10 protein-coding genes are annotated in these 11,982 nt (G+C 68.4%); 6 read left to right on the top strand and 4 right to left on the bottom strand.

Annotation, left to right across the window (positions count from 1 at the left end):
- Window positions 1–8: 8 nt before the first annotated feature.
- From ACEYYA_RS13610 to ACEYYA_RS13595, 4 genes are read right to left on the bottom strand one after another with little or no spacing between them, the layout of a single operon-like run.
- A complete protein-coding gene (locus ACEYYA_RS13610; RefSeq protein WP_374801461.1) occupies window positions 9–965 on the bottom strand; it encodes an ABC transporter permease in 957 nt (318 codons plus the stop codon).
- Window positions 965–1,939, bottom strand: coding sequence for an ABC transporter permease (locus ACEYYA_RS13605; protein ID WP_374801460.1), 975 nt, complete (start codon window positions 1,937–1,939; stop codon window positions 965–967). The genes ACEYYA_RS13610 and ACEYYA_RS13605 overlap by 1 nt, the downstream gene beginning before the upstream one ends.
- The gene (locus ACEYYA_RS13600; RefSeq protein ID WP_374801459.1) at window positions 1,932–3,422 is read right to left on the bottom strand and encodes a sugar ABC transporter ATP-binding protein; all 1,491 of its coding nucleotides are present in this window, start codon (window positions 3,420–3,422) and stop codon (window positions 1,932–1,934) included. Before ACEYYA_RS13600 ends, ACEYYA_RS13605 begins: the two co-directional genes overlap by 8 nt.
- 54 nt (window positions 3,423–3,476) lie before the next feature.
- Window positions 3,477–4,451 carry a substrate-binding domain-containing protein gene (locus tag ACEYYA_RS13595; RefSeq protein ID WP_374801458.1) on the bottom strand — a complete coding sequence of 325 codons (975 nt, stop codon included), beginning with the start codon at window positions 4,449–4,451 and terminating at the stop codon, window positions 3,477–3,479.
- Between the two features lie 145 nt (window positions 4,452–4,596).
- On the opposite strand from ACEYYA_RS13595, the gene ACEYYA_RS13590 reads away from it, so the two are divergent.
- The 6 genes from ACEYYA_RS13590 (at window position 4,597) to cydX (ending at window position 11,940) form a co-directional block, all read left to right on the top strand.
- Entirely contained in the window at window positions 4,597–5,604 is a 1,008-nt protein-coding gene (locus ACEYYA_RS13590; RefSeq protein WP_374801457.1) for a LacI family DNA-binding transcriptional regulator, read from the top strand.
- On the top strand, window positions 5,601–7,259 hold the full coding sequence (locus tag ACEYYA_RS13585; RefSeq protein ID WP_374801456.1) for an ABC transporter ATP-binding protein/permease: 1,659 nt from the start codon (window positions 5,601–5,603) through the stop codon (window positions 7,257–7,259). The genes ACEYYA_RS13590 and ACEYYA_RS13585 overlap by 4 nt, the downstream gene beginning before the upstream one ends.
- A gap of 5 nt (window positions 7,260–7,264) precedes the next feature.
- A complete protein-coding gene (cydC, locus tag ACEYYA_RS13580; RefSeq protein ID WP_374801455.1) occupies window positions 7,265–8,920 on the top strand; it encodes a thiol reductant ABC exporter subunit CydC in 1,656 nt (551 codons plus the stop codon).
- 101 nt (window positions 8,921–9,021) lie between these two features.
- On the top strand, window positions 9,022–10,617 hold the full coding sequence (locus ACEYYA_RS13575) for a cytochrome ubiquinol oxidase subunit I (RefSeq protein ID WP_374801454.1): 1,596 nt from the start codon (window positions 9,022–9,024) through the stop codon (window positions 10,615–10,617).
- 6 nt (window positions 10,618–10,623) lie between these two features.
- The gene (gene cydB, locus ACEYYA_RS13570; RefSeq protein WP_374801453.1) at window positions 10,624–11,787 is read left to right on the top strand and encodes a cytochrome d ubiquinol oxidase subunit II; all 1,164 of its coding nucleotides are present in this window, start codon (window positions 10,624–10,626) and stop codon (window positions 11,785–11,787) included.
- A 12-nt stretch (window positions 11,788–11,799) separates the two neighbouring features.
- Window positions 11,800–11,940, top strand: a complete 141-nt coding sequence (cydX, locus tag ACEYYA_RS13565) for a cytochrome bd-I oxidase subunit CydX (protein ID WP_374801452.1) — start codon at window positions 11,800–11,802, stop codon at window positions 11,938–11,940.
- Window positions 11,941–11,982 lie beyond the last annotated feature (42 nt).

Below are 11,982 nucleotides of genomic sequence, written 5' to 3'. Positions count from 1 at the left end.
GCGTTCCCCTATCTTCGCCGCAACAGGCTGGTGCGGCCGATCATCACGATGATCAGAAAGCCGCCCCAGACAGCGGTCACCAGATGCTGATTGGCCCCCAGCACGTTCATGCCGCTGGCGATCAGTTGCAGGCTGACCAGCGCGATGGCCAGCGGCACCACCCGGCCAAAGCCGCCGAACGGATCGGCCCCGGCCAGAAAGCACGCCAGGATCGTCATCAGCAGATAGCTTTCGCCATGCCCCACCCGAACCGAGTTGAACCGCGCCAGCATCATCAGCCCCGCAAGGGCCGCCATGAACCCCGACAGCGCATAAACCGCGATCAGCACCCGGCGGGTGTCAATGCCCGAGAAAGTCGCCGCCGCCGGGTTCGACCCGACCATGTGGATGCGATAGCCCAGCCTCGTATAGCGCATGATCCAGACCCACAGCGCCACCGCCGCCGCAAAGATCAGCAGCGGCACCGGCAGGCCCAGCAGGCTGCCATGGCCCACCACCTCAAGCACCGGGGGCATGCCGGATATGTCGCCGCCACGGGTCGCGAACTCACCCACGCCGCGCAACAGGATCATCGCGCCAAGGGTCACCAGGATCGGATGCGCCTCGACCCAGGCGATCATCGCGCCGATGGCCGCGCCGATCGCCGCCCCCGCCAGCAGCGCGGCGATCATCGCCAAGGCAATGCCCGCGCCGCCCGCATCGGGCATCACCTGCGTCATCAGCACGGCGGCGATCAGCCCGGCGGCATTGGCGGTATAGGTCACGGCCAGGTTTAGCCCGCCCGCGACGATGGGAATGAACATCGCCAGCGTCAGCAGCCCCAGTTCCGGCAGTTGAAACGCCATCGACCGCAGCGCCACCGGCCCCAGCACCTGCGGCGCAAAGGCCGCAAAGCCCGCCAGCACCAGCGCCAGAAAGCCCAGCATCGACAGGGTTTCGCGCGTGTCGGGATGCAGGTTGCGCATCAGATCTGGCCTCCGCCAAGGTTGTGGCGCAAACGGCCGAAGTTGATGCCGGTGACGGCGATCAGGATGATCGCGCCGACCACGATCTTGAAGGCATAGGGCGACACGCCCAGAAGGTTCAGCCCGTTCTGCACCATGGCCAGCAGCAGCACCCCGAGGATCGTGCCCGCCACCGTGCCGCGCCCGCCGCCCAGCACCGCGCCGCCCAGAACCGTGGCGGCCAGCACGTCGAACTCACGCCCGTAAAGGGCGTTCGGGACGACCTCGCGCACGATATGGGCCTGCATCAGACCGGCCAGCCCCGCCATCGCGCCCAGCCAGCCATAGGCGAACAGATGCACCCGCCAGCCGCTGACACCGGATCGCAGCGCGGCCTCGGGGTTGGACCCATAGCCGGCCAGTTGGCGACCAAAGCCGGTGCGGTTCAGGATCGCCCAGGTCAGCGCCGCGACCAGCACCACGACCGCCACCGGCAGCCCCAACCGCGCCGCGCCGCTGGCCGTGTCGATCGACAGGATCTGCACCCGCGTATCCAGCCAGTCGGGGATCATGTAGATCGACCGCCCGCCGGTCAGGAACATCAGCAGCCCGAAATACAGGTTGAACGTGGCGATGGTGACGATGATCGAGACGATGCGAAAGCCGTGGATCAGCGCGGCGTTGAACAGCCCCAGCCCGGCACCGATAGCCATGGCCAGCACGATGCCCATCGCCCAGTTGCCGCCGCCGATCCCCATCAGCGCGGTGATCGCGACATATTGCACGACCGAGGCCCCGACCGAAAACGAGATGTCGATCCCCCCGATCAGCAGCACGACCAGCAGGCCAAGCGCGAAGATCATGTTGACCGCGCTGGCGTTCAAGAGGTCGAACAGGTTTTGCATACTGGCAAAGCCCGGCGCGGTCAGCGACAGCGCGCTGGCGATGGCCAGGATCAGCAGGGCCAGGATGGCCTCGACCGACAGCCTAGGCATGGGCGGCCTCCTCGATCTGGGTGTCGGTGACATGGCGCGGGTCGATCTGGCGGGTCAGCCGCCCGTCGCGCAGCACCAGGATGCGGTCGCAGTTCACGCGCAGTTCGCTGGCCTCGTCCGAGATGACAAGGATCGCCATGCCCTGATCGGCCAGGTCGCGGACGATGCGAAAGATTCCCTCTTTCGCGCCGACATCGACGCCGACGGTGGGCGCGTCCAGGATCAGCACGCGCGGCTGCGTCGCCAGCCATTTCGCCAGCACCACCCGCTGCTGGTTGCCGCCCGACAGGCTGTTCACCGGCAGATCGACGTCATGCGCCTTGATCGACAGGCGCCCCACCCAGTCGCGCGCCAGATCGGCCAGGGCGCGCGGCCACAGCCAGGCGGCGCGGCCGATCCGGGGCAGGGCGGCCATCGCGGCATTGTCGGCGATGGATTGCACCTGGATCAGGCCCAGATTCAGCCGGTCCTCGGACACATAGGCCAGCCCGGCGCGGATCGCATCGCGGTTCGACCGGAACGCCTGCGGCACTCCGTCCAGCAGGATCTGCCCGGCATCGGGGCGGGTCATGCCGAACAGGCACAGCGCCAGTTCGGTGCGACCCGACCCCAGAAGGCCGGTCAGCCCGACGATCTCACCCTTGTGCAGGGTCAGGTCGATGTCGTGAAACTGCCCGGTGCGCGTCAGCCCCTGCACCGTCAGCACCGGCGTATCGAACGCCTTGGGCGCGCGCGGCGTGTCGGTCAGTTCGCGCCCGGTCATCAGCGTGGTCAGGCGGCTTTGCGTCATCCCCCTTGCCGGGAAGGTGCCGACCTTGCGGCCATCGCGCAGCACCGTCACGCGGTCGGCAATGTCCAGCACCTCGGCCAGGCGGTGACTGACAAAGACCACGGCGATGCCGTCATCGGTCATCCGCCGCACCGCCGCCAGCAGCCCTGCGACCTCGGCCTGGGTCAGCGAGGCGGTGGGCTCGTCCATGAACACGATCCGCGCATCGGCGGCCAGCACGCGGGCAATGGCGATCAACTGGCGCTGCGCGATCGGCAGATCGCCCAGCCGGGTCGCGGGGTCCAGATCCAGCCCCAGCCGGGCCAGCACGGCGCGGGCTTGTTCGGCCAGGTCCGCGCGGTTCGGCGGCGCAAGGGGACGCGCGACGAAACTGTCATAGCCGATGTTCTCGGCCAGGGTCAGGTCGGGAAACAGCGCCAGATCCTGCCAGATCACATGAATGCCCGCCGCCCGCGCCTGCGAGGGCGTCAGCCGCGCCTGCGCGGCACCGCCATGCAGCGCGATCCGCGCGCCGGCTTCGGGCGCGTAGACGCCGTTCACGATCTTGATCAGCGTGGATTTGCCACAGCCGTTTTCACCGGCCAGGCAGTGAACCTCGCCCGCGGTCAGGTCAAAGGAAACGTCATCCAGCGCGGTCAGCCGGCCAAACCGGCAGGTGACCTGCGCCAGCGACAGCACGGTATCGGCGGCCATCGGGTACCCGCAAGAAAGGGGGCGGCGCAGGGATCGCGCCGCCCGGATCAGGGCTTACAGCCCCAGTTCGGCCAGACCGTCGATGGTGGTCTTGTCCAGCGCCAGCGGCTTGTTGCCATAGATCACATGGCCATCCAGCTTGACCGGACCCAGGATCGGCAGATCGGCGCCATCGTTGATCGCTTCGCCATCGACCAGCATCTTGCCCAGTTGGACAAAGGCCTTGCCGGCCTCAAGCGGGGACCACAGGAAGCCGCCGGTGATGGCACCGTCATGGACCAGCTTCTGCCCCTGACCGGCGCTGAACAGGCCCATGACCGCGACCTTGCCCTCAAGCCCGCGTTCCTGCACGGCGCGGGCGGCACCGATCGGCCCCTGACTGCCAAAGCCGATGATGCCCGACAGATCGGGATGGGCGCGCAGCAGATCCAGCGTGGTGTTGCGCGAATCGTCGACCGATTCCGCCACGCCAAAGCGGTCGGCGGCCTGTTTGTAATCGGGGCATTCGGTGGCCAGCCAGTTCGCGGCGGCATCGGCCCAGGCGTTATGCGCCGGCACGGTCAGCCCGCCGACATACATCACATAGCTGCCCTTGCAGCCGGTGGTGTCCTTCAGCAGCTTGGCGTGCGCCTCACCCAGGTCTTTCGACGACACCATTTCAAAGTCGAAATCGACGTTCTGGCTGTCGGGCGATTCATGGGTGATGACCTTGATCCCGGCCTCACGCGCGCGTTTCAGTACCGGTTCCAGCACGGCGGCATCGTTGGGCACAACGCCGATCACATCGACGCCACGGGCGATCAGATCCTCGATCGCGCGCACCTGAAGTGCCGGGTCGGCGCTGGTCGGGCCAACCATGAAGGCATCGACGCCCAAAGCCTCGGCCTGTTCCTTGATGCCGGTTTCCATGGCGTTGAACCACGGAATGCCGCCGATCTTGACCACGATGCCGATGCTGGGCTTGTCACCCGCCGCCGCAGCGCCCGCGATCAGCGCGATGGCCGAGGCTGCAAACAGGATCTTCTTCATTTTCCCCCCGATCGGGCGACGCGCGCCCCTTTGGTCATACCTGCGCAAACCGTTGCACAATCGTTTGCGCAAGCTGAAACTTCCTTGTCGCCGCCGCAAAGTCAAGATTATTGTGCGTGATGTTAACGCAATCCTGGCCCGGCCGATGAACACCCGCCCCGTCTCTATCCGCGACATCGCCGACCGGGCGGGGGTGTCGGTGTCGACGGTCAGCGCGGTGCTGAACGGCAGTTGGCAGCGCCGCCGGATCAAGCCCGACACCGCGCAACGGGTGCGCGATCTGGCGCAGGATCTGGGCTTTACGCCGAACCGCCAGGCGCAGGCCTTGCGCGGCGACCGGTCGGGGATGATCGGGATGATCCTGCCGATGCATGACAACCGGTTCTTCAGCACCATCTCGCAAGCCTTTGAGCATGAGGCGCGGGCGCGCGGTCTGTTCCCGGTGATCGTCAGCGCCCTGCGCGACCCCGCGCTGGAGCTGGATGCGGCGCGGCATCTGCTGGCCTACCGGATCGACACGCTGTTCGTGGTGGGGGCCACCGCGCCCGATCCGGTGGCCGAACTGGCGCAGGCCCAGGGGGTCGAGGTGCTGAACCTTGACCTGCCGGGGCGGCTGGCGCCCTCGATCGTGTCGGACAGTTTTACCGGCTGCCGCGATCTGACCGGCGCCGCCCTGCGCGCCCATCCCGACCCGCGCAGCGCGCTGTTCATCGGTGGGCGCGCGCATGATTTCGCCACGGTCCAGCGCCTGCGCGGCTTTGATGCGGCGCTGGCCGATGTCGCGCCGGGGATCGCGGTGCAGCGCATCGTCGACGGCTACAACCCCGACCGGGCCGAGGCCGCGCTGCGCCGGATCGTGGCGGATCGCGGCCTGCCCTCCGTGCTGATCGTCAACTCGACCATCGCGTTCGAGGGCGTGGTGCGCGCCCTGCGCGACACGCCGCCGGGCAGCCTGCGGCAGACGGTGATCGGCGTGTTCGACCACGACCCTTTTGCGGCGCTTTTGGACATGCCGCTGATCATGGTGCGCCAGAACGGCGCGGGGCTGGTGCAGCGCGCCTTTCATCAGCTTGACCACCGCGCGCTGGCCCCCGGCCAGACCGAGCTGGTGCCCTGCGATCTGGTCATGACGCCGGGGCTGGCCGCGCGATGACGGACACCCGCCAGGGCCGGGATCGTGCGGCCCGGCTGCGGGCCTTGTCGGCGCCTGGCTGGGCCAGGCTGCGGGCCGGATCGGCGCTGTCGGTGCTGGCCGGGCTGGTCTGGCTTGCGCAGGCGGCGCTGATCGCCGACAGCTTGGGCGCGCTGTTGGCGGGGCGCGTGATCGCCGCCTGGCCGCGCGCGGCGGCCCTGTTTGCGCTGTTCGTGCTGCGCGCCGGGCTGGGGCTGCTGGCCGACCGGCTGACCCAGGCCGCTGCCGAGGATGTCGTGCATCAGGCCCGCACGGCGCGGCTGGCTGCCGCCCTTCATGGTCAGGGCGCGCAGGGTGCCGGTCAGGCGGCGGCGCTGGCGGTGGAAAAGCTGGACCTGCTGGGGCCTTATGTTCAGCGCTACCGACCGGCGCAGTTCCGGGTGGCCGTGCTGCCGCTGCTGATCGCGGCGCTGGCGCTGTGGCAATCCTGGGCGGTGGCGCTGATCCTGCTGGTGGCCGGGCCGCTGATCCCGGTGTTCATGGCCCTGGTCGGCATGGCGGCCCGCGACGCCAGCGCCCGGCAGTTGGCGCAGGTCGGCACGCTGAACGACCTGCTGGTCGAACGGCTGTCGGCGCTGGTCGATCTGCGGCTGATCGGCGCGGGCGATGCGGTCGCGCGCGACTTTCGCCAGCGCAGCGGCGATGTGCGGGCGCGCACCTTTGCGGTGCTTCGGCTGGCCTTCCTGTCCTCGACCGTGCTGGAGCTGTTCTCGGCCATCGGCGTGGCAATGGTGGCGGTCTATGTCGGCTTCACCCTGCTGGGGTTGATCGACTTCGGCACCTGGGGCGCGGGCATGACCCCCGCCGCCGGGATCTTCCTTTTGCTGATCGCGCCCGAGTTCTTTCAGCCTCTGCGCGATCTGGCCGCCGCCTGGCATGACAAGGCCAGCGCCGAGGCGGTGGCGGATGAGCTGATCACCGCCGAGGTCGCGCCCGTCCCCGCGGACCTGCTGGGCAGCGGCGGCCCTGCGCCCGCCCTGTCGGGACCAGCGTGGATCGAGGTCGCGCCCAGTCGGCTGCCCGATGGCCGCCAGTTGCCCGGCCTGCGCGTCGGGCCGGGTCAAGGCCTGGCACTGACCGGGGCCAGCGGCAGCGGCAAGACCACGCTACTGCGCCGCATCGCCGGGCTTGAGGGGGGGCCTGGCGGCGTCACCGTTGGTGGGCAGCCGCTGACCGATGACATCGCCGATGCCTGGCGCGCCGGGCTGGGCTGGATGCCGCAGGCACCACATTTCCTGCCCGAAAGCCTGCGCGCCAATGTCGCCATGGGGCGGCCTGGCGGTGGCGACACGGTGGCGGCGGCGCTGGATCGCGCGGCCTTCACGCCGGTGCTGGCGCGGCTGCCGCGCGGCCTTGACACGCGGCTGGGCGCGACCGGCGCGGGGCTGTCGGGCGGCGAGGCGCGGCGGCTGATGCTGGCCCGCGCCATTTTCGGCAACCCTCGGGTGATCCTCGCGGATGAGCCGACCGCCGACCTTGACCCCGCCACCGCCGCCCGCATCCGTGCCGCGCTGTCGGCCGAGGTCGCGCGCGGGGCCACGCTGATCGTCGCCACGCACGACCCCGAGCTGGCGGCGATGCTGGACCGCACCCTTGACCTGGCGGACAGCGGATGAGGCGGATGGCGCAGATCCTGCGGGTCATCCTGGGCGCGGCGCGCATGTCATTCGCGCGCGCGGTGCTGCTGGCGGCGGTCGTGCTGGCCATGGGCGCGGCGCTGCTGGGCCTGTCGGGCTGGTTCATCACCGCCGCCGCCGCTGCCGGTCTGGCTGGCGCGGGCGCGGTGTTCGACGTGTTTCGGCCCTCGGCCTCGGTCCGGTTTCTGGCAATGGGGCGCGCGGCGGCGCGCTATGGCGAACGGTTGGCCAGCCACGATGCCACCCTGCGCGCGCTTGAGGGGCTGCGGCTGCGGCTGTTCGCCGGGCTGTTGGCCGCGCCCTTTGATCGCCAGGCGCGGCTGCGCGGCGCGCAGGCGGTGAACCGGGTGATGGCCGATGTCGATGCGCTGGACGGGTTGGTCCTGCGCATTGCGCTGCCGCTGGTCGCAGGGCTTGCGGCCTTGGTCGGCACGGCGGCGGTGGTCGGCTGGCTGTGGGGATGGCCCGCCGCCGCCGTTCTTCTGCTGGGCTATGGGCTGGGCCCGGCACTGATCGCCGGGGGCGCGCTGCCCCGCCTGATCGCCCCCGCGCGGCGGGCCGAGGCCGCGACCCAGGCCCTGCGCAGCCGCCTGATCACCCTGATCGAGGCGCGCCGCGACCTTGCCGCGACATCGCGCCTGCTGGCGGCGCGCGATGCCGTCAACGAGGCCGAAACCCGTCGCCTGTATCTGCGCCGGGGGCTGGATCGCAGCGAACGCCGGATCGGCGCGGCGGCGACGCTGCTGACCGGGGCGGTGGTGTCGGCCCTGCTGGGGCTGGGTATCGCCGCGGCGCAGGCCGGTCGGATCAGCCCCGCCATCGCCGCCATGGCGCTGCTGGCGGGGCTGGCCCTGGCCGAAGTGCTGGTGCCGCTGCGCCGCGCCCTGTCGGATCTGGGCCGTATTGCCGACGCCGCCCGCCGCGTCGCGCCGGTGGCCACGCGACCCGCCGCACCGCAAGGCCCCGGACCCGATCCGGTCATCGACCCGGCAAAGCCGCTGCTGTCGCTGGACCAGATCGACGTGGCGCGACCCGGCACCGACCGCGCGCTGCTGCGCGACGTGACGTTTGATCTGCTTCCGGGGCAGGTGCTGGCACTGACCGGGCGCAGCGGTGCGGGCAAATCCAGCCTGCTGCATGTGATCGCGGCCATGGCCCCGCCGCTGTCGGGTCAGGTCCGGCTGGGCGGCCATCCGCTGCCCGATTGGCCCGAGCCCGCGCTGCGCCAGCATCTGACGCTGGTGCCGCAGCGGTCGGCGCTGCTGTCGGGCACGCTGGCCGACAATCTGCGGCTGGCCTGCCCCGATGCCAGCGATGACCGGCTGTGGCAGGCCCTGCGCGATGTTGCGCTGGACCGGCTGGCGGCGGCGCGCGGCGGGCTTTCGATGCCGCTTCGCCCCCGCGGCGAGGGCCTGTCGGGCGGTGAGGCGCGCCGCCTCGTGCTGGCCCGTGCCTTGCTGCGCAACCCCCGCCTGCTGCTGCTGGATGAACCGACCGAGGGGCTGGACCCGGCCACTGCCCACGCCGTCCTGGCCGGTCTGCGCCGCGCCCTGCCGCAGGCCGCCATCATCCTGGCCAGCCACCGCCCCGAGGAAACCGCCTGGGCCGACCGCCAGCTTGCGCTGCCGGCTGCGACATAATGCGCATTCGCCATACACCTTTGATGCCGGTCAATAATCGTGACAGGATGGTGCGACTTTTGGGATTCATCAGATAAGTCCGCCAGCAAGGGAGACACCCTATGGACTTTGGAATCGTCGAGCTGTCACGGCTGCAATTCGCCCTGACCGCCATGTATCACTTTCTGTTCGTGCCGCTGACGCTTGGTCTGTCGATCATCGTTGCGATCATGGAAACCGTCTATGTGATGACCAACCGACCAATCTGGCGGCAGATGACAAAGTTCTGGGCGCTGTTGTTCGGCATCAACTTCGCCCTGGGTGTCGCCACCGGCATCACGATGGAGTTCCAGTTCGGCATGAACTGGTCCTATTACAGCCATTACGTCGGCGACGTCTTTGGTGCGCCGCTGGCCATCGAGGGGCTGATGGCCTTTTTCCTTGAGGCGACCTTTGTCGGCCTGATGTTCTTCGGCTGGGACAAGCTAAGCAAGGTCGGCCATCTGGCCGTGACCTGGCTGGTCGCCATCGGGTCCAACTTTTCAGCTTTGTGGATCCTGATCGCGAATGGCTGGATGCAGAACCCGGTGGGGGCGCGGTTCAACCCCGTCACCATGCGGATGGAGATGACCAGCTTTTTCGACGTGATGTTCAACGAGGTCGCGCAGGCCAAGTTCGTTCACACCGTCAGCGCCGGTTACGTCACCGCCGCGGTTTTTGTTCTGGGCGTGTCGGCCTGGTATCTGCTGAAAGGCCGCCATGTCGATCTGGCCCGCCGGTCGATCGCCGTGGCTGCCAGCTTCGGCCTCGCCTCGGCGCTGTCGGTCGTCGTGCTGGGCGACGAGTCCGGCTATTCGGCCACCCATAACCAGAAGATGAAACTGGCCGCGATGGAAGCCATGTGGCACACCGAACCGGCCCCGGCATCGTTCACGCTGTTCGGCATCCCCGATCAGCAGGCACGCGAAACGAAATACGCCATCCACATTCCCTTTGTCATGGGGATCATCGGCACCCGGTCCTTCACCACCCCGATCGAGGGGATCGAGGATCTGCTGGTCGAATCCGAACGCCGCATCCGGCAGGGGATCATCTCTTATGACGCGCTGATGCAGATCCGCGCGGCGGGCGCGGCGGTCAGCCCCGAACAGATCGCTGCGTTCGAGGATCATTCGGCCGATCTGGGCTATGCCTTCCTGCTGAAACGCTATGTCGAAGATCCGCGTCAAGCGACCGAGGAACAGATCGCCATGGCCACGCAGGACACCCTGCCGATGGTCCTGCCGCTGTTCTGGTCGTTCCGCCTGATGGTTGGCCTGGGCTTCACCTTCATCGCGGTGATGGCCTATTTCTTCTGGGTCACCAACTTCCGCGGCGCGAAATACCCGCGTTGGGCGCTGCGGCTGGCTGTGGCGATCATTCCGACGCCGTGGATCGCCGCCGAACTGGGCTGGTTCACCGCCGAGTTCGGCCGCCAGCCCTGGACGGTCGATGGCGTGCTGCCCACCGCGCTGTCGGTCAGCCACCTGTCGATCACCGATCTACTGATCACCCTCGCGGGTTTCTCGGCCTTCTACACCGTCCTGTTCATCATCGAGATCAGGCTGATGCTGAAATTCATCCGCATAGGCCCGACCGAGGATGTGGAGATGACCGAGACCTGGACGGCCACCCGGCGGCAACGGCTGGGCCTGGTCAACGAAACCCCTGCGGAGTGACACGCCATGATCCTGCATGAACTTCTGTCCTTCGACCTGCTGCGGGTCATCTGGTGGCTGCTGCTGGGGGTGCTGCTGATCGGCTTTGCGCTGACTGACGGCTTTGACATGGGGGTGGGCACGCTGCTGCCCTTTGTCGCGCGTAGCGATGTCGAACGCCGCGTTGTCATCAACACGGTTGGCCCGGTGTGGGAGGGCAATCAGGTCTGGTTCATCCTGGGCGGTGGCGCGATCTTCGCCGCCTGGCCGCCGCTATATGCGGTCAGCTTTTCGGGCTTTTACCTGGCGATGTTCGCGATCCTGGCGGCGCTGATCCTGCGGCCGGTGGGTTTCAAGTATCGGTCCAAGAACGACAGCCCGGTCTGGCGCAATCGCTGGGATTGGGCGCTGTTCATCGGTGGCGCGGTGCCCGCGCTGCTGTTCGGCGTCGCGGTTGGCAATGTGCTGCTGGGCGTTCCGTTCCGGCTGACGCCCGATCTGCTGTCGCTGTATGACGGCAGCTTTGCCACCAAGTTCTTCGGCCTGCTGCGACCCTTCGCGCTGCTGACGGGGGTCGTCTCGCTGGCGATGATCGTGATGCATGGCGCGGCCTGGCTGGTGCTGAAAACCGAGGGTGCGATCCACGCCCGCGCCCGGCGCTATGGCACCTGGGCCGCGCTGATCGCCCTGGCGGGCTATGCTGTGGCCGGGGTCTGGCTGGCCTACGGGATTTCGGGTTACGCCTTCGTCACCCCGCCGGTGGCGAACGGCCCGTCGAACCCGCTGCTGACCGAGGTCACGCGCACCCCCAGTTGGCTTGTCGCCTATGCCGACCGCCCCTGGATCACGATTGCGCCGATCCTGGGCTTTGTCGGAATGCTGATGGTGCTGCGGGCGCTGCGGTCGGGTGGCGATCTGGGCGCGCTTCTGTGGTCGAAGCTGGCGATCTTCGGGATGATGTCCTCGGTCGGGCTGGTGATGTTCCCCTTCATCCTGCCGTCGAACCTGGACCCGCGCAGCTCGCTGACCGTCTGGGACGCCTCGTCCTCGCATCTGACGCTGTTTGTGATGCTGGTGGTGACGGCGATCTTCATGCCGCTGATCCTGGCCTATACCGCCTGGGTCTACAAAGTCCTGTGGGGCAAGGTGACCGAAAAGGACGTCACCACGCCCGACACCCACGCCTACTGAAAGGGCCGAACGATGTGGTATTTCGCCTGGATGCTTGGCCTGCCGCTGGCGGCTGCCTTTGCCATCGTCAATGCGATGTGGCTGGAACTGGTCGATGACAACGTGCTGTTCGACTCGCCGCCTGCCGACCCGCCGCCTGCCGATCCGCGCTGACCCGAATGGCGCGGCGGGCGGGGCGCTTGCCCGCGACCATCA

It is taken from the genome of Paracoccus zhouxuedongae, assembly GCF_041927815.1.
Taxonomy (GTDB): Bacteria; Pseudomonadota; Alphaproteobacteria; order Rhodobacterales; family Rhodobacteraceae; genus Paracoccus.
The sequence above is the reverse complement of the archived record's forward strand: the minus strand, read 5'-3'. Positions and strand labels throughout refer to the sequence as shown.